This is a genomic window from Epibacterium sp. MM17-32 (assembly GCF_022348205.1).
In the GTDB taxonomy this organism is placed as follows: domain Bacteria; phylum Pseudomonadota; class Alphaproteobacteria; order Rhodobacterales; family Rhodobacteraceae; genus Epibacterium.
On sequence record NZ_JAKRFC010000002.1, the window covers coordinates 388,769 to 410,886 of the forward strand.

The 22,118-nt window shown below is 63.7% G+C and carries 24 protein-coding genes; 13 read left to right on the forward strand and 11 right to left on the reverse strand.

The window, feature by feature from the left end:
• Position 1: 1 nt before the first annotated feature.
• The 5 genes from MHM88_RS04870 to napF all read right to left on the reverse strand — a co-directional run bounded on the left by MHM88_RS04870 (position 2) and on the right by napF (position 4,524).
• Positions 2 to 709, reverse strand: coding sequence for a NapC/NirT family cytochrome c (locus MHM88_RS04870; RefSeq protein WP_239360670.1), 708 nt, complete (start codon positions 707 to 709; stop codon positions 2 to 4).
• Between the two features lie 23 nt (positions 710 to 732).
• Positions 733 to 1,173, reverse strand: a complete 441-nt coding sequence (locus MHM88_RS04875; protein WP_239360672.1) for a nitrate reductase cytochrome c-type subunit — start codon at positions 1,171 to 1,173, stop codon at positions 733 to 735.
• Positions 1,174 to 1,249: 76 nt separating this feature from the next.
• Complete coding sequence (gene napA, locus MHM88_RS04880) at positions 1,250 to 3,745, reverse strand: nitrate reductase catalytic subunit NapA (RefSeq protein WP_239360673.1); 2,496 nt, start codon at positions 3,743 to 3,745, stop codon at positions 1,250 to 1,252.
• 3 nt (positions 3,746 to 3,748) lie between these two features.
• A complete protein-coding gene (locus tag MHM88_RS04885; protein WP_239318604.1) occupies positions 3,749 to 4,021 on the reverse strand; it encodes a chaperone NapD in 273 nt (90 codons plus the stop codon).
• A complete protein-coding gene (gene napF, locus MHM88_RS04890; protein ID WP_239360675.1) occupies positions 4,018 to 4,524 on the reverse strand; it encodes a ferredoxin-type protein NapF in 507 nt (168 codons plus the stop codon). The genes MHM88_RS04885 and napF overlap by 4 nt, the downstream gene beginning before the upstream one ends.
• A gap of 409 nt (positions 4,525 to 4,933) precedes the next feature.
• Between napF and MHM88_RS04895 the strand changes: the two genes are divergently transcribed.
• Positions 4,934 to 5,170, forward strand: coding sequence for a hypothetical protein (locus MHM88_RS04895; protein ID WP_239360678.1), 237 nt, complete (start codon positions 4,934 to 4,936; stop codon positions 5,168 to 5,170).
• A gap of 175 nt (positions 5,171 to 5,345) precedes the next feature.
• On the opposite strand, the gene MHM88_RS04900 is transcribed toward MHM88_RS04895, so the two are convergent.
• Positions 5,346 to 6,308 (reverse strand): acetyl-CoA carboxylase carboxyltransferase subunit alpha, encoded by a 963-nt coding sequence (locus MHM88_RS04900; protein WP_239360681.1) that lies wholly within the window; start codon positions 6,306 to 6,308, stop codon positions 5,346 to 5,348.
• A 262-nt stretch (positions 6,309 to 6,570) separates the two neighbouring features.
• Between MHM88_RS04900 and MHM88_RS04905 the strand changes: the two genes are divergently transcribed.
• A complete protein-coding gene (locus tag MHM88_RS04905; RefSeq protein ID WP_239360684.1) occupies positions 6,571 to 7,404 on the forward strand; it encodes a GyrI-like domain-containing protein in 834 nt (277 codons plus the stop codon).
• 105 nt (positions 7,405 to 7,509) lie between these two features.
• Here MHM88_RS04905 and MHM88_RS04910 read toward each other — a convergent pair whose 3' ends face one another.
• Positions 7,510 to 8,112, reverse strand: coding sequence for a LysE family translocator (locus tag MHM88_RS04910; RefSeq protein WP_239361163.1), 603 nt, complete (start codon positions 8,110 to 8,112; stop codon positions 7,510 to 7,512).
• 76 nt (positions 8,113 to 8,188) lie between these two features.
• Here MHM88_RS04910 and MHM88_RS04915 point away from each other — a divergent pair, with 76 nt between their 5' ends.
• Positions 8,189 to 8,641, forward strand: coding sequence for an Lrp/AsnC family transcriptional regulator (locus tag MHM88_RS04915; RefSeq protein WP_239318595.1), 453 nt, complete (start codon positions 8,189 to 8,191; stop codon positions 8,639 to 8,641).
• A 600-nt stretch (positions 8,642 to 9,241) separates the two neighbouring features.
• On the opposite strand, the gene MHM88_RS04920 is transcribed toward MHM88_RS04915, so the two are convergent.
• The gene (locus MHM88_RS04920) at positions 9,242 to 10,204 is read right to left on the reverse strand and encodes an L-malyl-CoA/beta-methylmalyl-CoA lyase (protein WP_239360687.1); all 963 of its coding nucleotides are present in this window, start codon (positions 10,202 to 10,204) and stop codon (positions 9,242 to 9,244) included.
• Positions 10,205 to 10,410: 206 nt separating this feature from the next.
• Here MHM88_RS04920 and MHM88_RS04925 point away from each other — a divergent pair, with 206 nt between their 5' ends.
• The 4 genes from MHM88_RS04925 to MHM88_RS04940 all read left to right on the forward strand — a co-directional run bounded on the left by MHM88_RS04925 (position 10,411) and on the right by MHM88_RS04940 (position 14,750).
• Positions 10,411 to 11,703: an MFS transporter gene (locus tag MHM88_RS04925; protein ID WP_239360690.1), complete on the forward strand. Its 1,293-nt coding sequence runs from the start codon at positions 10,411 to 10,413 to the stop codon at positions 11,701 to 11,703.
• 103 nt (positions 11,704 to 11,806) lie between these two features.
• Complete coding sequence (gene dgcN, locus MHM88_RS04930; protein WP_005657305.1) at positions 11,807 to 12,808, forward strand: N-acetyltransferase DgcN; 1,002 nt, start codon at positions 11,807 to 11,809, stop codon at positions 12,806 to 12,808.
• Between the two features lie 105 nt (positions 12,809 to 12,913).
• Positions 12,914 to 13,879 (forward strand): N-acetyl-D-Glu racemase DgcA, encoded by a 966-nt coding sequence (gene dgcA / locus MHM88_RS04935; protein WP_239360692.1) that lies wholly within the window; start codon positions 12,914 to 12,916, stop codon positions 13,877 to 13,879.
• Positions 13,880 to 13,889: 10 nt separating this feature from the next.
• Positions 13,890 to 14,750 (forward strand): D-amino-acid transaminase, encoded by an 861-nt coding sequence (locus MHM88_RS04940; RefSeq protein ID WP_239318584.1) that lies wholly within the window; start codon positions 13,890 to 13,892, stop codon positions 14,748 to 14,750.
• 65 nt (positions 14,751 to 14,815) lie between these two features.
• Here MHM88_RS04940 and MHM88_RS04945 read toward each other — a convergent pair whose 3' ends face one another.
• Positions 14,816 to 15,610 carry a class III extradiol ring-cleavage dioxygenase gene (locus tag MHM88_RS04945; RefSeq protein ID WP_239360694.1) on the reverse strand — a complete coding sequence of 265 codons (795 nt, stop codon included), beginning with the start codon at positions 15,608 to 15,610 and terminating at the stop codon, positions 14,816 to 14,818.
• A 187-nt stretch (positions 15,611 to 15,797) separates the two neighbouring features.
• A complete protein-coding gene (locus MHM88_RS04950; RefSeq protein WP_005643952.1) occupies positions 15,798 to 16,130 on the reverse strand; it encodes a DUF1244 domain-containing protein in 333 nt (110 codons plus the stop codon).
• Positions 16,131 to 16,493: 363 nt separating this feature from the next.
• Here MHM88_RS04950 and pyk point away from each other — a divergent pair, with 363 nt between their 5' ends.
• The 4 genes from pyk to rplT all read left to right on the forward strand — a co-directional run bounded on the left by pyk (position 16,494) and on the right by rplT (position 18,898).
• Positions 16,494 to 17,939, forward strand: a complete 1,446-nt coding sequence (gene pyk, locus MHM88_RS04955; RefSeq protein WP_239360696.1) for a pyruvate kinase — start codon at positions 16,494 to 16,496, stop codon at positions 17,937 to 17,939.
• A 39-nt stretch (positions 17,940 to 17,978) separates the two neighbouring features.
• Complete coding sequence (locus MHM88_RS04960) at positions 17,979 to 18,200, forward strand: hypothetical protein (protein WP_239360698.1); 222 nt, start codon at positions 17,979 to 17,981, stop codon at positions 18,198 to 18,200.
• A gap of 116 nt (positions 18,201 to 18,316) precedes the next feature.
• A complete protein-coding gene (gene rpmI, locus MHM88_RS04965; RefSeq protein WP_009178285.1) occupies positions 18,317 to 18,517 on the forward strand; it encodes a 50S ribosomal protein L35 in 201 nt (66 codons plus the stop codon).
• Positions 18,518 to 18,532: 15 nt separating this feature from the next.
• Positions 18,533 to 18,898 carry a 50S ribosomal protein L20 gene (gene rplT, locus MHM88_RS04970; RefSeq protein WP_239318580.1) on the forward strand — a complete coding sequence of 122 codons (366 nt, stop codon included), beginning with the start codon at positions 18,533 to 18,535 and terminating at the stop codon, positions 18,896 to 18,898.
• 148 nt (positions 18,899 to 19,046) lie between these two features.
• Here rplT and MHM88_RS04975 read toward each other — a convergent pair whose 3' ends face one another.
• Entirely contained in the window at positions 19,047 to 20,060 is a 1,014-nt protein-coding gene (locus tag MHM88_RS04975; protein WP_239360700.1) for an adenylate/guanylate cyclase domain-containing protein, read from the reverse strand.
• Positions 20,061 to 20,305: 245 nt separating this feature from the next.
• Between MHM88_RS04975 and pheS the strand changes: the two genes are divergently transcribed.
• Together pheS and MHM88_RS04985 are read left to right on the forward strand one after the other, a co-directional pair.
• Positions 20,306 to 21,379, forward strand: coding sequence for a phenylalanine--tRNA ligase subunit alpha (gene pheS / locus MHM88_RS04980; RefSeq protein ID WP_239318578.1), 1,074 nt, complete (start codon positions 20,306 to 20,308; stop codon positions 21,377 to 21,379).
• Between the two features lie 438 nt (positions 21,380 to 21,817).
• Entirely contained in the window at positions 21,818 to 22,096 is a 279-nt protein-coding gene (locus MHM88_RS04985; RefSeq protein ID WP_239318577.1) for a YrhK family protein, read from the forward strand.
• The last annotated feature ends 22 nt before the right edge of the window (positions 22,097 to 22,118 follow it).

A 22,118-nucleotide genomic window follows, 5' to 3' on the forward strand; every position in this document is an offset into this window, starting at 1 on the left:
GTCAATGCGCGGCATCGCTCTGCCCCCCGATCCAGGCGCGGACGTCGGACACATCGGTGCCCTGTCCGATCGGCGTCGTACCGGCGAGCATATCGACCACATGTTCGTATTCCTCGAGGTAGCCGGGCGGCAGGTCATGGGCGATCCCCTGATGGCAGTCGATACAGGTCATGCCGTCGTCGATGGCGCGCTGGTGATTGTCGGCGGCGCGGGTTTCCTGGATCGTGAAGTCCATATATTCAAAGGCGTGGCAGTTGCGGCATTCCCGACTGTCGCTCGCCTTCATCTTGGCCCAGACCGCCGCGGCCATCTCCAGCCGGCGCTCTTCGTATTTTTCCTCCGTCGAGATGGTGCCGAGCACCTCGTGGTAGACATCCTTCACCGCCATGATCTTGGCCTTGATCTTGTACTGCCATTCATGCGGGACGTGGCAATCGGAACAGATCGCGCGCACGCCGGAGTGATTGTTGTAGTGCACGGTCTCGCGGTATTCGCCGAGGTTGGTTTCCATCGTGTGGCAGGACACGCAGAATTCTTCGGTGTTGGTCAGTTCAAGCGACCAGTGGAAGCCGCCCCAGAACAGGATGCCGGCAATGAACCCGGCAATCAGCAGGAAACCGACACTCAGGACACCGGTGGGGCTCCAGAACCCATCCCACAGACGCCGCAACAGGGACCGGCGCCGGGGGTTTGTGTCATTGTCCGCCATAACTTGTCCTTCCGATACCTGCGTCAGCGAGAATGGCTGGGGAGAAACGTATTGCCGACCAGCGCCGGAGTGTCGGCCTGCGGAACATGGCATTGGTTGCAGAACCAGCGGGTGCCGGCGACGGTATCAAGCTGCCTTCCGTCCCGGTCGAGGTAATGCGTCATCGACAGCGTCGGCGCGCCGCGCTCGCCGGCATTGGACCAGTCATGACAAGCCAGACACTGGTTGGTGCGCTTGTCGATCTGATACTGATGCATCGAGTGCGGGATCACCGGGGGCTGCTGGCGGTAGTTCCGCACCTCTCGCCCCTCCTGCTGCTGATAGAGCTCGGGCGCCGGAAGCGTCAGGTCGACATCCGCGCCGCGCAGGGCCTGAACATGGCCGCCGGACTGCGCCACGCCCCATCCGGACAGCGCCAGGGTGGTGGCGATGGCGGCAATCCCCGCTTTGACTGTCAGTTTCATGTCACCTCTCCATCTGTCTGTCCCAAGCGCCCCCGCGACGCGGCCATGCCGCAGTCCGCGGAGGCCGATGCCGGGGCTAGGCGCGCTCCACCTTGCAGGCGCATTTCTTGAAATCGGTCTGCTTTGACAGCGGGCAGGTCGCATCCAGCGTCAGTTTGTTGATCAGCTGGTGCTCATCAAACCACGGCACAAAAACCAGCCCCTTGGGCGGCTTGTTGCGCCCCCGGGTTTCGACCCGGCTGAGCATGCGGCCCCGGCGGGTGGAAATCTCGATCTCCTGGCCCCGGCGCAGGCCCCGGTCGCGGGCATCGTCGGGATGCATGAACACCACCGCCGAGGGCACCGCGCGGTGCAATTCCGGCACCCGCCGGGTCATCGAACCGGAGTGCCAATGCTCCAGCACCCGCCCCGTCGACAGCCACAGGTCATATTCCTCATCCGGCACCTCGGGCGGGGCCTCGTAAGGGGCGAAGATGATCCTGGCCTTGCCGTCCTCATGGCCGTAGAACGCCACATCCGCGCCCTCGGGCACATAGGGGTCATAGCCTGCGCGATAGCGATAGAGGGTCTCCTTGCCATCGACGACGGGCCAGCGCAGCCCGCGCACCTGATGATACATGTCGTAGGGGGCCAGATCGTGACCGTGATCGCGGCCAAAGGCGGCGTATTCCTCAAACAGCCCCTTCTGGACATAGAAACCGACGTGGTGCGATTCCACGTTGGCAAACCCCTCGGCGGTCTCGCTCAGCGGGAATTTGTTGACGGTGCCGTTCTCGAACAGAACCTGGTAGAGCGTCTTGCCGGCGACCTCTGGCTGCCTGGCGATCAGCTCCGCGCCCCAGACCTCCTCCACGGTGAACCGCTTGGCGAATTCCATCAGCTGCCAGAGGTCGGATTGCGCCTCGCCGGGGGCCATGACCTGCTGCCGCCACACCTGCGTGCGGCGTTCCGCGTTGCCATAGGCGCCCTCCTTCTCGACCCACATCGCCGCCGGCAGGATCAGGTCCGCCGTCATCGCCGTCACCGTGGGATAGGCGTCCGAGACGGTGACGAAATTCTCCGGGTTCCGGTATCCGGGCAGCCCCTCCTCGTTGATGTTGGCGGCGGCCTGCATGTTGTTGTTGCACTGCACCCAATAGACATTGAGCGTGCCATCCTTCAGCGCCCGGTTCTGCGCCACCGCATGCAGACCGGGCTGTGCCGGGATGGTGCCGTCGGGCAGGCGCCAGATCTTTTCCGCATAGGCCCGGTGCTCGGGGTTTGTCACCACCATGTCCGCGGGCAACCGATGCGCAAAGGTGCCCACCTCGCGCGCCGTACCACAGGCGGAGGGCTGACCGGTCAGGGAAAACGGCGAATTGCCCGGTTCGGAGATCTTTCCGGTCAGCAGGTGAATGTTGTAGACCGAGCCATTGGCCCAGGATCCCCGGGTGTGCTGGTTGAACCCCATGGTCCAGAGCGACATGACCTTGCGATCCGGATCGGCATATTGTTGCGCCAGTTTCTCAAGCTGATGCACCGGCACGCCGGAGAGCTCCGATACATATTCAGCCGTATAGGGCGCAACGGCCCGGGCGTATTCGTCGAAGTCGATCGGTGTCAGCTTGCCCGAATTCGGGTGCGCCGCCGCCTCCTGACGCGGGTCCGTGTCCCGGAGGCCAAAGCCGATGTCGGTTTCGGTCCTGGTGATATTGACGTGTTTTTCCAGGAACGCCCAGTTCACCGCATCATTCTGGATAATGTAGTTGGCCACATAGTTCAGGATCGCCAGATCGGTCTGCGGCTTGAACACGATGCCATTGTCGGCCAGCTCGAACGAACGGTGCTCAAAGGTCGACAGCACATGCACCTGCGAGTCCGGTTTTGTCAGCCGCGTGTCGGTCAGGCGCGACCACAGGATCGGGTGCATCTCCGCCATGTTGGAACCCCAGAGCACAAAGGTATCGGCGGCCTCCAGGTCATCATAGCAGCCCATCGGCTCGTCGATGCCAAAGGCGCGCATGAAGCCCACAACCGCCGAGGCCATGCAGTGGCGCGCATTCGGGTCGATGTTGTTGGTGCGGAACCCCGCCTTCATCAGCTTGGAGGCCGCATAGCCCTCCATGATGGTCCACTGGCCCGATCCGAACATGCCCAGGGCGCCGGGCCCTTTCTGCGCCAGCGCCTCCTTCCACTTTGCCGCCATGACATCGAAGGCCTCGTCCCAGCTGACCGGTTCGAATGCGCCGTTCTTGTCATAGACCCCGTTGGACTTGCGCAGCAACGGCGTGGTCAGCCGGTCGGCGCCATACATGATCTTGGACAGGAAATAGCCCTTGATACAGTTCAGCCCCCGGTTCACCGGCGCCTCGGGGTCGCCCTGCGTCGCCACCACCCGCCCGGCCTTGGTGCCGACCAGGACCGAACACCCGGTCCCGCAGAACCGGCAGGGGGCCTTGTCCCAGCGGATGTCGGCATTGCCGGGGGTTTGCGCCATGGCCTCCTCGGGCGCGAGCGGAATGCCCGCGGCGGCGGCCGTGCTGGCCGCTGCGGTGGCCTTCAGGAAGGTGCGACGGGATTCCGATAGGGTCATGCGTCAGGTCTCCGGCTGGGGGGCGGCAAGGGGGACCCGCGGCGCGGGCTCCTCGAAATGGTGATAGTTGAGCGTCAGGGAAATCACGCCCGGCACATGATGCAGCGCCATGATCGTGTCCGAGGCAAAGGCGGCCTCGGTATCCTCGACCACCACGACAAGGCGGCCATCCTCGGCTTCGGCATGGACCTCGACGCCGGACATGGCCTCCATCGCCGCGCGCGCCGGGCGCAGCCGCTCGGGGGTGACATGGACAAGGCAGCCACAGATGTTCATGCGACCTCCTCCTCCGCGTCAGAGGGAACCTCAAAGCGGATCGCCGCCGCCGGGCAACTCGACACGCAGGCGCCACAGCCCGTACAGAGGTCGCTGTCCAGCATCGGGGCGGCGCGCCCGCCGGTCATCAGGCGAAACCGGATCGCCCGCGGCGCGCAGGCGTCCTCGCAGGCGCGGCAGGTGATGCCCGTCAGCGAAAAGCAATGCGCCGCAATTGTGGCCCGCCACGGCCAGTGCGGCGGCTCGGCGGGCACCAGCGCCCCGGTGTCACAGGCCTCGGCGCAGGCGTTGCAAAAGGTGCAGGCCCCGCGGGAAAAATCGACGATAGGCGCGCTGGCGTCTTGCGGGATGAGAATGGCCTCGGGGCAGGCATCGACGCAGGCCCCGCATTGGGTACACAGCTGCGCCACATCCGGTTGCGCGCCGGGCGGATGCATCCGGGACACCTCGGTCTGCGAGAATTGTCCGCGCAAGAAATTGCGTCTGCTGTGCTCGGTCGTCATAGACTTCCTGGCCCCAAGACTGAAACTCTCGGCCCTCACGACATGCCAACGGAATGCGCGTGCGCCGATCACGTTTGCGTGAATCCACCCTAGGTAGAAAATAGATTCGCCTCAACCGCCTTGACCCAAATCAAACCAGCCCTGTTCGTTTTCACGCTACCTTCGCGCACCCGAAGCGCCCGCCGCGCCCCTGCCCGAAGCCTGTGCGACGCCTGTGCGGGTCGCGGCAATCGGTTCCCCGCTGGGGATGTACAGCCCGGACATTCTTGGATAGGGGTCACATACAAGAGGTTCACCCCGCTTGGAGGTGCGGCGTCATGACAACGGCGCGGATCCGAGTGCAATTCACGCACGCGGCGCGCCCTTCGAGGCCGTGACAGGCGCGCCCAGACGTCAGGAGCGCGTCCAGATGAGCAAAATTACCACCGAAGAACTTGACCGCGCCGGCCAGCAGCCGCGCCGCGAAACCGCATTGGAAAAGACCGCCCGCACCGCGCGCGAGATCATGGAGGACGAAGCCGAGACCCGCCGCGAAAAGACCGAAAAGCTGCGCAAGGCACGCCTGCAACACAAGGGCCGCGCCCCGACCCCTGCCGAGGTTGAAGAGGCGCAGACACCAGAACAGGCGCTGCAGGAACAGGACTGACCGCCCTCCTCCGCCGCCCCCGCCGGACCCGTCACCAGGGACACGCGCGCTGCGGGACCCCGACATGAAAAAGCCCTCGCATCTTGCGAGGGCTTTCTTGATTCAGCGGGCCGGTTGCGGCCTCTTCAGGTCAGGCGGCCCCTCTCACAGACAGGCCGTCACGTCAGTCGGCCAATCAGGCCGCCAGCCCCTTGGACCCCATATCGAGGAACTTCTTGCGCCGGTCCGCAATCAGCGCCTTGGCGTCCATCGGCTTCAATTCACCGAGCATTTCACCGATCGCGGCTGCCACCGCGCTATAGCTCGCCTCCGGGTCGCGATGGGCGCCGCCCAGCGGCTCGGCGATGATCCGGTCCACCACGTCCAGCGCCTTCAGATCCTGCGCGGTCAGGCGCAGCGCCTCGGCGGCCTCGCGCATTTTCTCGGCATCCTTCCACAGGATCGATGCACAGCCCTCAGGCGAAATCACCGAATAGACCGAATGCTCCAGCATCGCGACGCGGTTGGCGGTGGCAAAGGCCACGGCACCACCCGAGCCGCCCTCGCCGATAATGACAGAGATCAGCGGCACGCCGATCTTCAGGCACATCTCGGTGGAGCGGGCGATCGCCTCGGACTGGCCGCGCTCTTCGGCGCCCTTGCCGGGATAGGCGCCGGTGGTGTCCACCAGCGTGATCACCGGCAGGCCGAACCGACCGGCCATCTGCATCAGGCGCACCGCCTTGCGATAGCCTTCGGGACGCGCCATGCCAAAGTTGTGGGTGATGCGCGATTTGGTGTCAGAGCCCTTCTCGTGGCCGATCACCATCACCGGCTGATCGTTGAAGCGCGCCAGCCCGCCCATCACCGCCAGGTCATCGGCAAAGTTCCGGTCGCCGGCCAGCGGCGTATATTCGGTAAAGAGCTTTTCGACGTAATCCTTGCAGTGCGGACGCTCCGGATGACGCGCCACCTGGCATTTGCGCCACGGGGTCAGATCCGCATAGAGATCCTGCAAGAGCTGCGCGGCTTTCTTGTCCAGCGCGGCGGCCTCGTCCACCACATCCATTTCTTCGTTGGTGCGCGCCATCGCCCGCAGCTCTTCCGCCTTGCCTTCGATTTCGGCGAGGGGTTTTTCGAATTCCAGATACTGGGTCATGCTGTCTCTACTGTCACGGTTTGCCCGTTATATGGACTTACGCAGCGTCTGATGCAACTCTCCGTGTGGTATCGGGGTGGCATCGGGGACCGGCCGCCGCCGCACCGGCAGGGCTCCGCCCCTCTCCGCGGGGGCCGGCAGCCGCACTTGGCCCCCGCGCCGCCTCCAACGGGCCGCTTTGCGCCCGGACGCAAACTCAGCAAGATTTGTCACGCGCGCCTCTGGCATCACGTAGGTGGCACGACGACACAAGGACAGGCGGATGGCCCAGAGTTACGAAGATCGCATCCTGCGGGTGCTCACCTATATCCACGACAATCCGGCAGGCGATCTCAGCCTGGATCGGCTGGCGGATGTGGCGGCGATGTCGCGGTTTCACTGGCACCGGGTGTTTCGCGCCCTCACCGGCGAGACCTGCGGCCAGTCGGTGCGCCGCATCCGGTTGCATCACGCGGCGGTGGCGCTGACAAATTCGCAGGCCCCGATCGAGGACATCGCCGCCACCGTGGGCTATCCCAACCGCTATTCCTTCTCGCGCGCCTTCACCACGGCCTACGGCATCGCGCCGGGGGCCTTTCGCGCCCAGGGGCAGCACCTGCCGCCCCTGGCGCTTCGCGATCCAAAGGAGCTTTTTATGCATGATGTCACCCTGCGCACCGAACCGGCGCGCCGCCTTGTAACCGTCCCCCATATCGGCCCCTACGCCGAGATCGGCCGGGCGTTCGAACATTTCTCGGCGCTGGTCAACAGCCGCAGCCTCTGGCCGGATCTGGGGCCGGTGATCGGCGTCTATATGGATGCCCCGGGCGAGGTGCCGGAGGACCAGCTGCGCAGCTTCGCCGGCGCCGAGTATCATGGCACCGAGACCCCCGAGGGGATGCAGCCGTTTGACATTCCCGGCGGCAAATCGGCTGTACTGACCTTCAAGGGTCCCTACGCCGGGCTCTCTTCGGCCTACGACAGCCTGTTTGGCGGCTGGCTGCCGCAATCGGGCGAAACCCCGGCGGATCAGCCCTGCTACGAGATCTATCTGAACGACCCCCGCAGCACCGCGCCCGAGGACCTGCTTACCGAAATCATACTGCCGTTGAAATAGGGCACCCACCTTTTTCGACCCGGTCGAAAAAGGGCGTGCAAAGCCCCCTCGATGGGGGTTTTGCACGCGCCCCCACCCGATGAGCGTTTCCGGCTCCGCAGGGGATCAATGCGGCCAGATCACCGGATAAAGCGAGGCCACCAGCAGCACCGCCATGGTCCAGTTGAACAGGGTCAATCGCTTGGGGCTGGTCAAAAACCGCGCCATCTGCTGGCCAAGTACGGTCCAGGACCCCACCGACGGCAGGTTGATCGCCCCAAAGACCACGCCCACCACAAGGATCGCCCAGAGTGTATGATCCGGCGTGTAGGCGCTGATCGCCGTCAGCGCCATTGCCCAAGCCTTTGGATTGACCCACTGAAACGCCGCCGCCTGCAAAAACGTCATAGGCGTGCCCGCATCATCGCCCGCCCCGGTCTTGGCCGCGCCCGCGTTGGCGATCTTCCACGCCAGATAGAGCAGATAGACAACGGAGCCGACCTTCAGCACCGTGTAGCTTACCGGATAGGCGTCAAAGACCTGCACCAACCCCGCGCCCACCAAGAGCACCATGAACACAAACCCCAGCGCCACTCCGAGCATATGCGGGATGGTGCGGCGAAAGCCGAAATTCGCACCCGATGCCATCAGCATCAGGTTGTTCGGCCCCGGTGTGATCGAGGAGACAAAGGCAAAGAGCGCAAGCGCGGCAAGAAGGTCATAGGTCATCATGCGCAATAATGTGCGTCTATCTGAGGGAAATGAAATTGCGATCTCGTGCGTGTACCCGCTATAATCGCAACAAATGGCGAAAACAGATCGAATAAACCAACATATATTGCAAGAACTGAGCCGCGACGGGCGGATCTCAAACCTTGAACTTGCAGAGCGCGTCGGCCTGTCCCCCTCAGCCTGCCTGCGCCGGGTGCAGGAGTTGGAACGCGAAGGTGTCATCACCGGCTACCGCGCCGTTCTGGATCCGGCCGCCATGGGCGTGGGGTTCGTAACCTATATCGGCGTCGGTCTTGGCGAACACACCAAGGAAGCGCAGGCCGCCTTTGAGCGCGCCATGTCCAGCGCGCCGGAGGTCGTGGAGTGCCACAATATCACCGGCACCATCGAGTATCTCTTGCGCGTCGAATGCGCCGATCTCAAGAGCTACAAACAGTTCCACACCGAAATCCTCGGCACCTCGCCCTTTGTGACGGCGATCACAACATATGTGGTGATGGGATCCCCCAAGGACCAGCGCGCCTGATCCTTGGGCAAGGCCTGCGCGAGGTGTTGCGCAGGGCGCGGACGCTCTGGCAGGGGAATATTTCGGATCTATCGCTAGGATCTCAGGTGATCGCGATCATCGACCGGACCTGACACCCCGGTCACACCAGGAACCGGCTTTCCCGCGAGGGAAGCGTGCAGAGACAACGTTTAGCGCGCGGGTGGATACACCCGTCCATCTCCGATCTGGCGGCGCCGCCTCCTTATCGTCAACTTAATTATCGTCCTCATCATCCAGATCCCCACCCAATCCGAGGATCACCTGGACCGCAAGACCGATACGGCGCCCCTCCCGGGACACGCCGGCCATTGTGCTGCTGATTACCCCCAGGGCTGAGGGTTTGCGCCGCGCTGCGCGCGACGCCGCAGGGCCGGGGGCCGCGCCTTCGGCGCGGCCCCCGGCTCGGCCCAACGCTTTTGGATCAGGCTTGCCCTGATCCGCAAAGGGGCGGGAGCGCCCCCTCCTGCCCGTTACATGCATCTTAGCTCCACACCTCACGCAGCTTGGTTTTCGTGTTTACTCTGCACGCAAGACGCCTCGCGCTTCAGGGTATTCCAGGAGGGGCGTGAGGGCCGTGTTTTAGCTGTTCTGGGCGATGAGTTCGGACTGCGCCACGATGACTTCGGCCTGTTTGATCGAGGCGATGTCGACCAGACGGCCTTTGTAGACGGTTGCGCCTGCGCCGCTGGCTTTGGCCTCTTCCATGGCGGCGAGAATGTCGCGCGCCTCAGAAACGGCCTCCTCCGAGGGGGTGAAAACCTGATTGGCCAGGGCGATCTGTTTGGGGTGGATCGCCCATTTGCCGACCATGCCCAGCGTCGCGGAGCGTTTGGCCTGCGCGATATAGCCCTCGTCATCGGAGAAATCGCCGAAAGGACCATCCACCGGCAACACGCCATGGGTGCGACAGGCGGCAACGATGGCGGCTTGCGCCCAGTGCCACGGATCGGACCAGTGTTTGGTGCCCTCGCGGAGCATATAGTAGTCTTCCTGCGTGCCACCGATGCCAGTGGTCTGCATCCCCATGGAAGCGGCGAAATCCGCAGCGCCAAGGCTCATGGCGTGCAGGCGCGGGCTGCTGGCGGCAATGGCCTCGACATGGGCGATGCCCGCGGCAGATTCGATAATGACTTCAAAGCTGATCGGCTTTTGGCGGCCTTTGGCACGTTCGATCGCGGTGACCAGCGCATCCACCGCATAGACATCCTCGGCGCAGCCCACCTTGGGGATCATGATCTGATCAAGCCGTTCGCCCGCCTGCTCCATCAGATCCACCACATCGCGGTACCAATAGGGCGTATCCAGCCCGTTGATGCGCACGCTCAGGGTCTTGCGACCCCAATCAACCGCATTGATCGCCTCGATCACATTGGCGCGGGCCTGATCCTTGTCTGAGGGGGCTACGGAATCTTCGAGATCGAGGTTGATCACATCCGCCGCAGAGGCGGCCATTTTGGCAAAGAGTTTCGTGTTGGAACCGGGGCCGAACAGCTGGCAGCGGTTGGGGCGGGCCGGGGGCGTGGGCTGGAGGCGGAAGCTCATGGGTCAGGTCTCCGGGTAATGAAATTACATTATAGGTCCAGTTCTGGTTATTAAATTGCCGCTCGCCTCGCAAGGGGATTTTGCAGATGCGGCAAATTACGCGGCATTGCGGCATGTCCTGAATGCGACCTTTGTGGCGCAAAGCGAAGCGATCCCGGCGCGGGGGAGCGCCTAAGGCTGGGAGACAGGCGACGGCAGGAGGATACATGCGACGCGCGTTGATGGAGAACTGGGCCCTGTTTCTGGGCATGATGCTGCTGATGGTGGGCAACGGGCTTTTGATCACGTTGCTGACGATCCGGGGCGCCGGCCTGGGGTTTTCCGATCTTGAGATCTCCGTGATGCAGTCCTGTTATCCGCTGGGGGCCCTGGCGGGCACCATGCTGACGCCGCGCCTGATTGAAAAAGTAGGCCATATCCGGGTGTTCTCGGCGCTGGCCTCGATGGTGTCGGTGGCGGCGATTGTGCATCTTCTGACCTCTGATCCGGTCAGCTGGGCGGCGATGCGGCTGTTGGGGGGCTTTTGTTTTCCGGGCCTTTACGTGATCTGCGAAAGCTGGCTCAACGCGAAGTCGGAAAACCGCATCCGGGCGCAGGTGCTGTCGGTCTATTTCATCATCCAGACGGCGGGGCCGGCGCTCGGCACGGCGATGGTGGGGCTGCCGGATCCCAAGGGGAGCCTGCTGTTTGGTCTGACTTCGATCCTGTTGTCGGTGGCGATTGTGCCGCTGTTGTTGTCCAACAACCGCGCGCCGGACTACAGCGCGCCGGAGCGGATGCCGGTGACCCGGCTTTACACCGTGTCGCCGATGACGGTTCTGGGGATCGTCATCATGGGGGCGGGCGTGGTGGCCTGGTACATCAGCCTGCCGCTTTATGCGCTGCAGAACGGGTTTAGCGAGGCACAGGCCTCGGGCGCGCTGGTGATTGCGCTCATTGCCTCGGCGCTGGTGCAATATCCGCTGGGGTGGCTGTCGGACCATATGGACCGGCGCTATGTGGTGATCGGGCTTGCGGGGGCTTCGGCGCTGGTGGCTTTCTGGATGGCGGTGGATACCGCGCCAGCGCGCATCGTGATCGGGTTTTCGCTGATCGCGGCCACGACGCTGCCGATCTATTCGATCCTGGCCGCCCATGCCAACGACCAGCTGAGCCCGGCGCAGGTGGTGCCCGCCAGTGGCACCATGGCGTTTCTTTTGCAATTGGGGCAATTCTTCGGCATCCTGATCGGGCCCAACACGCTGCGGCTGGCGGATGGACGGGGTTTGCAGATCCTACTGATCGCCGTGGGCGTCACCGTGGTGCTGATCGCGATTGCGCGCCGCGCCCGGTCGGAGGCGCCGGAGGACACCGGCAGTTTTCAGGCGATGGGCGTGATCGGGGTGGCGCAACCCGGTATGATGCAGGCCGAATCCCTGGGCGAGTCCGGCGATGCGGCGGAGGAGTCGCCTGAAATCCAGCCCTTGGCGCAAAATTCTTCGACAAACCCGGCGCCTTAACGAAGGATCCCGCGTGAGCCTCGGGGATCGTGGCATGTTTGACATGAACTTGCACGACGTTCGGGAGATACTGCCGCACATCAAGATGCGAAGGATATGCGTGATGATCGAGACCCCTTATCTCCTGTTCCTCGGCGATGCGCCCGACATGCTGGCCGCCAAGGTTGCCATTGGCATCCGCGACTGGCGCCCTGACCACGCGGTGGGCCAGATCAGCCTGCCCGGCTGCGGTGCAAACCTCGGCCTCACCGAGATGACCCTTGAAGAGGCCAAAGCCGCTGGTGCCAAAACGCTGGTGATCGGTGTCGCCAACCGCGGCGGCAAGATCAGTCAGGAATGGAAAAAAGTGCTGGTGCAGGCGCTGGAAGAGGGCTTTGACCTTGCCTCCGGGCTGCACAACCTTCTGCGCGACGAGCCGGATCTGGCCGCCGTTGCCGAAGCAACCGGGCGCAAATTGCATGATGTGCGGGTGCCGTCTGTGCAGTATCCGATTGCCGATGGCGTGAAGCGTCGCGGCAAGCGCTGCCTTGCGGTGGGCACCGACTGTTCCGTCGGCAAAATGTACACCGCACTGGCGATGGACGCCGAGATGCAGGCGCGCGGTATGAAATCGACCTTCCGTGCGACGGGTCAGACCGGCATTCTGATCACCGGTGACGGTGTGCCGCTGGATGCGGTGATCGCCGACTTCATGGCGGGTTCCATCGAGTATCTGACCCCCGACAATGATGACGATCACTGGGACCTGATCGAGGGACAGGGATCGCTGTTCCACGTGTCCTATTCCGGTGTGACCATGGCGCTGGTACATGGCGGCCAGCCCGACGCGTTGATCCTGTGTCACGAGCCGACCCGCACCCATATGCGCGGTCTGCCCGATTATGATGTGCCTTCGCTGGAGGAGTTACGTGATGTGGCCCTGCCGCTGGCGCAACGGGCCAACAAGGACTGCAAGATCGTCGGGATTTCCGTCAACACCCAGCATTTGGGTGAGGAGGAAGCCGTGGCCTACCTGAAAGAAGTTGAGGGTCGCATGGGCCTGCCTGCGGTGGACCCCTATCGCCATGGCGCCGGTCGTCTGGTGGACGCGCTGGCTGCGGTCTGATTGAACATCTTTGCCGGGGGCGTCTGTGGATCGCGCAGGAGCCTCCGGCGGAGGTATTTTTGAAAAGATGAAGAAGGGGTGGCGGCGCTGCCCGAAGGGAGAGCCATGAAAATCACTGTCACCCCCGATGTGTTCAAACTGGCGCAAGTGTTCACCATCTCGCGCGGGTCGCGCACCGAGGCCAAGGTGCTGACGGTTCGGGTTGAGGATGGAGATCATGTGGGCTGGGGCGAATGTGTGCCCTATGCGCGCTATGATGAGACGCTGGAGTCGGTGACGGCTCAGATCGAAGCGCTGCCTGACGTGTTTACGCGCGCGGAATTGCAGAGGCTGCTGCCTGCCGGGGCCGCGCGCAATGCGGTGGATTGTGCCCTGTGGGATCTGGAAGCCAAGAAGGCCGGAAAGCCGGTCTGGGAATTGGCCGGGCTGGATCAGCCAGGGCCAGAGATCACCGCCTATACGCTGTCGCTGGCCTCTCCAGAAGAGATGCAGAAACAAGCGGCTGAGAATGCTCATCGTCCGCTGTTGAAGATCAAGCTCGGCACGCCCGAGGATATGCCCCGCCTTGAGGCGGTGCGCGCGGGCGCGCCCGAGGCGCGGATCATCATTGACGCCAATGAGGGCTGGTCGGCCGAGGTTTACGCCGAACTTGCACCGCATCTTGTGCGCCTTGGGGTGGAGTTGGTGGAGCAACCCCTGCCCGCCGGCGAAGATGAGGCGCTGATCGGGATGGAACGTCCGGTGCCGGTCTGCGCCGATGAGAGCGCGCATGACTGCGCCAGCCTGCCGAAACTCAAGGGCAAATATGATGTTGTGAACATCAAACTGGACAAGACCGGCGGTCTGACAGAAGCCTTGAAATTGCGCGATGCGGCGCTGGCAGAGGGCTATCAGGTGATGGTCGGCTGCATGGTGGGATCGTCGCTGGCCATGGCCCCCGCGACATTGGTAGCGCAAGGCGCATTGGTGACGGATCTTGACGGGCCGCTGCTTCTGGCCGAAGACCGTCCCGAACCGCTGACTTTTGACGCCGAGGGGGTGCACCCCCCACGGCCCGCGCTCTGGGGCTAAGGAGACGAGAATGACCCGTACCGTATATGTAAACGGCGACTACCTGCCGGAAACCGAGGCCAAGGTCTCTATCTTTGATCGCGGCTTTCTGATGGCGGATGCGGTCTATGAGGTGACTTCTGTGCTGGGCGGCAAGCTCATTGATTTTGAGGGCCACGCGGTGCGCCTGAAGCGGTCCTTGGATGAGCTCGATATGGCCGAGCCCTGCACCAAGGACGAGCTCTTGGAGATCCACCGCAAGCTGGTGGAACTGAATGACATCGACGAGGGGCTGGTCTATTTGCAGGTCACGCGCGGCTCGGACGGGGACCGCGATTTTGTGTTCCCATCGGAGGATACAAAGCCGACCATCGTGTTGTTTACGCAGAACAAACCTGGCCTCGCCGATAGCCCTGCCGCCAAGAAAGGCGCCAAGATCATCTCGATCGAGGACATCCGCTGGGGGCGTCGCGACATCAAGACCGTGCAGCTGTTGTACCCCTCCATGGGCAAGATGATGGCAAAGAAAGCCGGTGCCGATGATGCCTGGATGATCGAGGATGGCCATGTGACCGAGGGCACCTCCAACAACGCCTATTTCGTCAAGGATGGCGTGATTGTCACGCGCCCGCTGTCCAATGACATCCTGCACGGGATCACCCGCAAGGCGGTGCTGCGCATGGCCGAAGAGGCGCAGCTCAAGGTCGAAGAGCGCCTGTTCACCATCGACGAGGCAAAAGCGGCGGATGAGGCGTTTACCACCTCGGCCTCGGCCTTTGTGATGCCGGTTGTGGAAATCGACGGCGTGGCCCTGGGCGACGGCACACCGGGTCCGATCGCCAAGCGTCTGCGCGAGATCTACCTTGAGGAAAGCATCAAGGCGGCTGTGTGATCCCGCGCAAGACCTGACGGAATTCTTCAAAAGGCCACCCCCAAGACGGGTGGCCTTTTTTCATGTCAGCCGAACCGAAAGCCCGAGGCGGTCACACCGCCGAATATCTCGGTCTGGTGATAGATCCGGGTCATGTCGTCCTGCTCTGCGGCACCGAGGGCGGCAAATATCGGGGCGAGGTGGTCTTCTTGGGCGTGGCAGTCGCGCGCATAGGGGGCCTGTTCCCAGTTCATCAGCGCCTCAGTCCGCGCCTCTGGCGAGAGCATCAGCGCCTCATTCAACCAGGCATCAAACGCCTCGGACGGCACGCGCGCAGCGGGGCCAAAGGCGCGCAGGTTGTGATAGCTGAGACCGGAGCCGATGATGACCACACCCTCGTCGCGCAACGGAGCCAGCGCACGGCCCATGGCGAAATGCGCCGCCGGATCATAGCCCTGTTGCAACGACACCTGATAGAGCGGCACATCGGCCTCCGGGTAGATCACCGCCATCGGGGCGAAGGTGCCGTGATCATAGCCCATCTGCGCATCAAGCCGCGTCGGCAGGCCCGCCGCCGCAAGCAGCGCATGGGTGCGCGCAGCCAGATCCGGCGCGCCGGGGGCGGGATAGGTGATCTGATAGGTTTCGGGCGGAAAACCGGTGTAGTCATAGACCATCGGCGGCTGCGGGTTCGACATCACCGCAAAGCCCTCGGTCTCCCAATGGCCGGAGATCATCAGCACCGCTTTGGGGCGCTCCGGCAGCTGATCCGGCATCGCCTTGAGAGAGGCCTCCAACGGGGCAAACTGCGCCCGCCACTCCGGCAGCCAGGGCCATGGGCCACCACCATGAGAGATAAAGAATGTGGGCATGCGGGTCATGAGGGTTCTCCCGGAGTGCAGGATTGTGGAACTCTCATCAAGCTAGGCATGCGCATCCGGGCTGCCTAGGCGCAGGTCCGCACAGAGCCTGTGCAAACGGTGTGCGGGATCTGCCCTGCGATAGATGAAACAACGCCCGGCTGATAGGCGGGCGCTGTCCGTTTCTTTTGAAAACAGAGGGCGGCCGTCAGCCCTTGTCGGTGCCGACATTCTCGGCAAAGGACTTTTTGAAGGCCTCCTGTTTGTCGGCGCCTGCGTCGGTCTGATAGTTGGCTTTCCACTCGTCCATGGTCATGCCGTAGAAGATTTCGCGCGCCTGCGCCTTGTCCATCTCGATGCCCTTGTCGTTGGCAGCCTCCTGATACCAGCGGCTCAGGCAATTGCGGCAAAAGCCGGCGAGGTTCATCATGTCGATGTTCTGCACATCGGTGCGGTCCTGCATCAGATGCTGGCGCAGGCGGCGAAAGGCGGCCGCTTCCAGTTCGATCTGGGTCTGGGCGTCGATCTCGGGCGTGGTCATGGCGGGCTCCTTGCTTCGGTGACATCTGTGGTAGCAATCACATGGGGCCGCGACAAGGCTCAGGCCAAGGCGGGTCGGGCCAGCGCGGATCGGGCCAGCGCGGATCGGGCCCGGGTTGCGCCGCCTGTGCGGTTGCCGCAAGGGGCGGTGGTGCAATATGATGGACCTGTCATGAGGCCGTCACCGGCCCGTCATGATTTGATGGCGTAGCTTATGAAGAGTTGCGGCAGCAGGTGATTTGCGCCATAAGACCGAAAACGATGTTTGCGATAACATAGACGCGGGGTGCCAGGCCGCCCCGGTATCGCAGCAGCACACCAGGACCCGCCATCTCGGGATGGACAGCCGGAGGATAGAGATTCCATGAAACGCACGCGCAACGTCAAGATCGTGGCCACCCTCGGCCCGGCATCCGAGACCTACGAGACCATCCGCGCGCTGCATGAGGCCGGCGCCGATGTGTTCCGTCTCAACATGTCCCATGGCAGCCACGATGAGATTGCCGCCAAACACAAGATCATCCGCCAGGTCGAGGCCGACCTCGACTCCACCATCGCCATCCTCGCCGATCTGCAAGGCCCGAAGCTGCGCGTCGGCGTCTTTGCCAATGGCGAGGAAGAGCTGGTCGAGGGGGCGAAATTCCGTCTCGATCTCGACCCGGCCGAGGGCGACCTGAACCGCGTCTGCCTGCCGCATCCCGAGATCTTTCAGGCGCTGGAGCCGGGCGCGTCGCTTTTGGTCAACGACGGCAAGATCCGCCTCAAGGTCGATGACTGCGGCGCGGATTTCGCCAATTGCGAGGTTGTCACCGGCGGCACCATCTCCAACCGCAAGGGCGTCAACGTGCCGGATGTGATCCTGCCGCTGGCCGCGCTGTCGGAGAAGGACCGCGCCGACCTGGAGTTTGTCTGCGAACTGGGCGTGGACTGGCTGGCGCTGTCCTTTGTGCAGCGGGCCAAGGACGTGTTCGAGGCCCGCACCCTCGCCGATGGCCGGGCGGCGGTGCTGTCCAAGATCGAAAAACCCGCCGCGGTCGACAATTTCGGCGAAATCCTCGATGCCTCTGACGGGATCATGGTGGCGCGGGGCGATCTGGGCGTCGAGCTGCCGGTCTCCCACGTGCCGCCGATCCAGAAACGTCTGGTGCGCAAATGCCGCGCGGCCGCCAAGCCGGTCATCGTGGCGACCCAGATGCTGGAGAGCATGATCGAAAGCCCGATGCCGACCCGGGCCGAAGTCTCGGACGTGGCAACCGCGATCTACGAGGGCAGCGATGCCATCATGCTGAGCGCCGAATCCGCCGCCGGCCAGTATCCGATCGAGGCGGTCCAGACCATGGACAAGGTGGCCACCGAGGTGGAGCTGGACCCGACCTATCGCGAGATCATCGGTGCATCGCGCCAGGCCAAGGGCGACACGCTGGCCGACGGCATCGTCGCCGCCGCCCGCGAGATCGCGGAAAAGACCGAGATCAAGGCGATCTGCTGCTTTACCCAATCCGGCACCACCGCCCTGCTGACCTCGCGCGAGCGTCCCTTTGTGCCGATCCTGGCCCTGACTCCGCTGGAAAAGACCGCGCGGCGCCTGTGCCTCAGCTGGGGGTGCAACTGTTTCGTGACCTCCAAGGTCGACCGCTTCAAGGGGGCCGTGGTCTCCGCCGCCCGCGCCGCCCGCTCCGGCGGGTTTGCCAGCGAAACCGATCAGGTCGTGGTCACCGCCGGTGTGCCCTTCAACGTGCCCGGCACCACCAACATCCTGCGCATCGCGCCCTGTGACGAACGGCTGATTTACAACACCGATCCGGAGTAATAGGCTGACCCCATTGTGTGTTTTGGGGTACGTCGTGTCATGGACAGCGATACGGTTCTGGTAATCGGACTGGCTTTGGCCTGGCTGGGCGTGCCTGCCTTCGTGGCCGCCTACGCCCACCGCCGCAGCCCGTTCCGTGCCATGACCATGCTGGTGATGGCGGGCGGATGCATCGCCTGGGCCACCCTGTCACAGCCGGGTGGCTATCAGTTTTCCGAGCTGCCGGATGTGGTCATTCGGGTGCTCGGCCAACTTCTGTAACCGAATCTTCTTGCCATTTGGAAACAGCTGCCGTATAGCGCACCCCTGTTCGCGCGACCGGCCAAAGCGGCATGCCGAGTCGCGTGTGTAGCGAACCTACGAATAAGGAGACGGAAATGCCCAAGATGAAGACAAAATCGAGCGCCAAGAAGCGCTTCAAAGTGACCGCGACCGGCAAGGTCATGGCAGGTCAGGCCGGCAAGCGCCACGGCATGATCAAACGTCACAAGAAATTCATCCGTGATGCCCGCGGAACCACCACCCTGTCCGCACCGGACGCAAAGATCGTCAAGGGCTTCATGCCCTACGACCGCTAAGAGGAGATCTGAGATATGTCCCGCGTTAAAGGTGGTACCGTCACTCACGCCCGTCACAAGAAGATCATCAAGGCCGCCAAAGGTTACTATGGCCGCCGCAAGAGCACCTTCAAGGTTGCAACACAGGCCGTCGACAAGGCGAACCAGTATGCAACCCGTGACCGCAAGAACCGCAAGCGCAACTTCCGCGCGCTGTGGATCCAGCGTATCAACGCTGCCGTCCGCAGCCACGACGAGGCGCTGACCTACTCCCGCTTCATCAACGGCCTGAACCTGGCCGGTATCGAAGTGGACCGTAAGGTTCTGGCAGACCTCGCCGTGCACGAGCCCGAAGCCTTCGGTGCGATCGTGCGTCAGGCACAGGATGCGCTGGCCGCCTGAGCTCAGGCACAGCAAAACTGATTTGACCCGCCGGAGCGATTTGGCGGGTTTTTTCATGCCGTGTTGCGGTGCGGAATGTCAGGCTGGGCAGGGCCTCGGCCCCGTGCATAGCGGCCGCAGGGCACAGGCGCGGCGCAGGCGCGTGCGCCTATTCGGGCTGCGACCGGCTGCGGCGCAGGAGGGAAAACAGGATAAGTCCGCCGACCGCCCAGATCGACCACGGCGGGCTTTGTGAAAACAGGTTCACCAGCACCAGAAACCCTCCGATGACCCAGAGCCGCAGCGGCACGGACAGGACCTCGTTGCGCCCGAAGATCCGCGGCCCGTCGCGCAAGCCGATAATCATGCAGAGCACCAGCACCGGCCAATGCGCCCAGAGCCCGCGGTCAGAGATGATGTCCAGCAGCACCAGCCCCGCCGCCACCCCGAGAAGCCGGCGACTGCCCTTGCTGATCGGCAGGCGGCGACCACAGAGCTTGTCGAGACCGCGCAGCGGCCCCTCAGCGGGCGACTCTTGCGTGTCGGCGGCCTCGCCGTCGTCAAACCGGCGCTGCGGCGCGCCTTCGAAGGGATCGGGATCCTGCCACACCCGCGCGGTCTGGCTGCTGCGCTCCGCCCCGGCCACAGACGCGCCCGTGGCGCGGCTGTGGCGCGGGGCCCCCAGCGACACCCGATAGACGGTGACATCCTCGGTCAGGTTGCGCGGACGCTGCGGGCCGAGGTGCTCGAACCCGATGGTCAGCTTGTTGCGCACGTGGTCATAGACCTGCTGCGAGATCAGCACCCCGCCCGGCTCCGACATGGTTTGCAGCCGCGCGGCGAGGTTCACCCCCTCGCCGATCAGGTCGTCGCCGTCGCAGATCACATCCCCGAGGTGGATGCCGATGCGAAAGGACAGCGCGCTGTCCTTGGCCGCCAGCTCCTGCTGCACCTCGATGGCGCATTGCACCGCCTCCACCACCGAGGGGAAATCGGCGATCAGCCCGTCACCGGCGGTATTGGCCACCCGGCCGCCGTGGCGTTCGATCAGCTTGAAGAACACATCGCGGGCCGATTGCAGCTCCGTGTAGGTGCCGACTTCATCGGTGGTCATCGCCGTGCTGAACTGCTCCGCATCAGCAGAGAGAATCGTCGTCAGCTTTCGGATAATCCGGTCGCGCATGAAATCTGGCCTGAGGTAAGAACTGCCTTCAAAGTGGGCTTTTGTGCGCCGTCATGCAAGGGGCATGGTCGCGGCATGTTGACAGGCGCTGACATCAGCGCATCGGCGGCCCGCCTGCCTGAACTGCTCGGGGCGTGGGCTGGGGGCGACAGCACCGGCCTGCGGCAGCGGCAAGGCGGCGCAGGTGCTTGCTTTCGACGCCTCGTGTGGTAGCAGGACAGCAAAGCGAGACGTGAGGGGCCGTCATGGACGATCTTAAAGCAAAATACCTCGGCCAGATTGCCGAAGCCGGCGACGAGAACGCGCTGGAGGCCGTGCGCCTGGCCGCCGTGGGCAAGAAGGGCGAAGTGGCCCTGAAGATGCGCGAACTGGGCAAGATGACGCCGGAGGAACGCCAGGTGGCGGGCCCGGCGCTGAACGCGCTCAAGGACGAGATCAACGCGGCGCTGGCGGCCAAGAAGGCGGCGCTGGCCGATGCCGCCCTGGATGAACGCCTGCGCTCCGAGTGGCTGGATGTGACGCTGCCGACGCGCCCGCGCCGTGAGGGCTCGATCCACCCGATCTCGCAGGCCTCCGAGGAGCTGACCGCGATCTTTGCCGAGATGGGGTTCTCCGTTGCCGAAGGGCCGCGGGTGGACACCGACTGGTATAACTTCGACGCGCTGAACATCCCCGGCCACCACCCGGCCCGGGCCGAGATGGACACGTTCTACATGCACCGTGCCGAAGGCGACAACCGCCCGCCGCATGTGCTGCGCACCCACACCAGCCCGGTGCAGATCCGCTCGATGGAGAAGATGGGCGCACCGCTGCGCATCATCTGCCCCGGCGGCGTCTATCGCGCCGACTACGACCAGACCCACACGCCGATGTTCCATCAGGTCGAGGGGCTGGCGCTGGATGAGAACATCTCCATGGCCAACCTCAAGTGGGTGCTGGAGGAATTCGTCAAATCCTTCTTCGAGGTGGAGAGCGTCGACCTGCGCTTCCGCGCCTCGCATTTCCCCTTCACCGAGCCGTCGGCCGAAGTCGACATCCGCTGCAGCTGGGACAATGGCCAGCTGAAGATCGGCGAGGGCGACGACTGGATGGAGATCCTCGGCTCCGGCATGGTGCACCCCAAGGTGATCGCCGCCGGGGGCATCGACCCCGACAAATACCAGGGCTTTGCCTTTGGCATCGGCATCGACCGTCTGGCGATGCTGAAATACGGCATCCCCGACCTGCGCGCCTTCTTCGACAGCGATCTGCGCTGGCTGCGCCACTACGGGTTCAGCTGCCTCGACGTGCCGACGCTGCACGGGGGCCTGAGCCGGTAGTTGTTCCTGTTTGGCCTGTGTCTGGCGCGGTACATCGATTGGTGTGCCGCGCTTTCTCGTAGAATGCGGACTTGGCATATCCACTTGTTGGTAGTGGGCGCGGTAATGGCGTTCCTTTTGTCCCTTGCACTGACATCCAACTCGGTCGCGACAGCGTGCGTACTGATCGTCATGATCCCAATTGCCATATTCGGGAATATCGCATTCCGTGAGCTTGGCAAGCGACAGTATGAAAAGGCTCAGCGCCAAGCCAAACTCCGCAAGACTCAGGCGCTTCTGAAGGGATTCCGCTCCCCTTGACGCCTCGCGCGGGGGAAAGCCCCGCGCCGCGCCCGCCCCTCCTCCCGGGCGCTCTGGTGCCAGGGGGGGCGGTGCTCTTGCAATCGCTGCCGGCGTTGGTAGCGTCCGCGTCGAACGCAACTGCCGGAGACCTCCAGAATGCTCTTTGATCGCGACCACCGGCACGGCAGTGCCGCGCAACGCCGCCGGTACGCCCATTTTGAAATCGCCTATACGCTGGCGGATTTCGGCGCCGCCTTCAGCTTTGTGATCGGCTCTGTCTTCTTCTTTTTCGAGCGGCTGATGACGGCCGGCACCTGGCTGTTCCTCATCGGGTCGATCCTCTTTGCCGCCAAACCCAGCATCCGCCTGATCCGGGAGATCAAACTCGCCGCCATGGGCGAGGATGAAAAACTCGCCGAACGCTTCGAGGACTAGGGCAAGGTTCAGCCCCGCGTGC

Excerpts from the sequence above, each read along its gene's own strand:
- MHM88_RS04870 (WP_239360670.1), bottom strand. The coding sequence starts at position 709 with ATGGCGGACAATGACACAAACCCCCGGCGCCGGTCCCTGTTGCGGCGT.
- MHM88_RS04875 (WP_239360672.1), bottom strand. The coding sequence starts at position 1,173 with ATGAAACTGACAGTCAAAGCGGGGATTGCCGCCATCGCCACCACCCTG.
- napA (WP_239360673.1), bottom strand. The coding sequence starts at position 3,745 with ATGACCCTATCGGAATCCCGTCGCACCTTCCTGAAGGCCACCGCAGCG.
- MHM88_RS04885 (WP_239318604.1), bottom strand. The coding sequence starts at position 4,021 with ATGAACATCTGTGGCTGCCTTGTCCATGTCACCCCCGAGCGGCTGCGC.
- napF (WP_239360675.1), bottom strand. The coding sequence starts at position 4,524 with ATGACGACCGAGCACAGCAGACGCAATTTCTTGCGCGGACAATTCTCG.
- MHM88_RS04895 (WP_239360678.1), top strand. The coding sequence starts at position 4,934 with ATGAGCAAAATTACCACCGAAGAACTTGACCGCGCCGGCCAGCAGCCG.
- MHM88_RS04900 (WP_239360681.1), bottom strand. The coding sequence starts at position 6,308 with ATGACCCAGTATCTGGAATTCGAAAAACCCCTCGCCGAAATCGAAGGC.
- MHM88_RS04905 (WP_239360684.1), top strand. The coding sequence starts at position 6,571 with ATGGCCCAGAGTTACGAAGATCGCATCCTGCGGGTGCTCACCTATATC.
- MHM88_RS04910 (WP_239361163.1), bottom strand. The coding sequence starts at position 8,112 with ATGACCTATGACCTTCTTGCCGCGCTTGCGCTCTTTGCCTTTGTCTCC.
- MHM88_RS04915 (WP_239318595.1), top strand. The coding sequence starts at position 8,189 with ATGGCGAAAACAGATCGAATAAACCAACATATATTGCAAGAACTGAGC.
- MHM88_RS04920 (WP_239360687.1), bottom strand. The coding sequence starts at position 10,204 with ATGAGCTTCCGCCTCCAGCCCACGCCCCCGGCCCGCCCCAACCGCTGC.
- MHM88_RS04925 (WP_239360690.1), top strand. The coding sequence starts at position 10,411 with ATGCGACGCGCGTTGATGGAGAACTGGGCCCTGTTTCTGGGCATGATG.
- dgcN (WP_005657305.1), top strand. The coding sequence starts at position 11,807 with ATGATCGAGACCCCTTATCTCCTGTTCCTCGGCGATGCGCCCGACATG.
- dgcA (WP_239360692.1), top strand. The coding sequence starts at position 12,914 with ATGAAAATCACTGTCACCCCCGATGTGTTCAAACTGGCGCAAGTGTTC.
- MHM88_RS04940 (WP_239318584.1), top strand. The coding sequence starts at position 13,890 with ATGACCCGTACCGTATATGTAAACGGCGACTACCTGCCGGAAACCGAG.
- MHM88_RS04945 (WP_239360694.1), bottom strand. The coding sequence starts at position 15,610 with ATGACCCGCATGCCCACATTCTTTATCTCTCATGGTGGTGGCCCATGG.
- MHM88_RS04950 (WP_005643952.1), bottom strand. The coding sequence starts at position 16,130 with ATGACCACGCCCGAGATCGACGCCCAGACCCAGATCGAACTGGAAGCG.
- pyk (WP_239360696.1), top strand. The coding sequence starts at position 16,494 with ATGAAACGCACGCGCAACGTCAAGATCGTGGCCACCCTCGGCCCGGCA.
- MHM88_RS04960 (WP_239360698.1), top strand. The coding sequence starts at position 17,979 with ATGGACAGCGATACGGTTCTGGTAATCGGACTGGCTTTGGCCTGGCTG.
- rpmI (WP_009178285.1), top strand. The coding sequence starts at position 18,317 with ATGCCCAAGATGAAGACAAAATCGAGCGCCAAGAAGCGCTTCAAAGTG.
- rplT (WP_239318580.1), top strand. The coding sequence starts at position 18,533 with ATGTCCCGCGTTAAAGGTGGTACCGTCACTCACGCCCGTCACAAGAAG.
- MHM88_RS04975 (WP_239360700.1), bottom strand. The coding sequence starts at position 20,060 with ATGCGCGACCGGATTATCCGAAAGCTGACGACGATTCTCTCTGCTGAT.
- pheS (WP_239318578.1), top strand. The coding sequence starts at position 20,306 with ATGGACGATCTTAAAGCAAAATACCTCGGCCAGATTGCCGAAGCCGGC.
- MHM88_RS04985 (WP_239318577.1), top strand. The coding sequence starts at position 21,818 with ATGCTCTTTGATCGCGACCACCGGCACGGCAGTGCCGCGCAACGCCGC.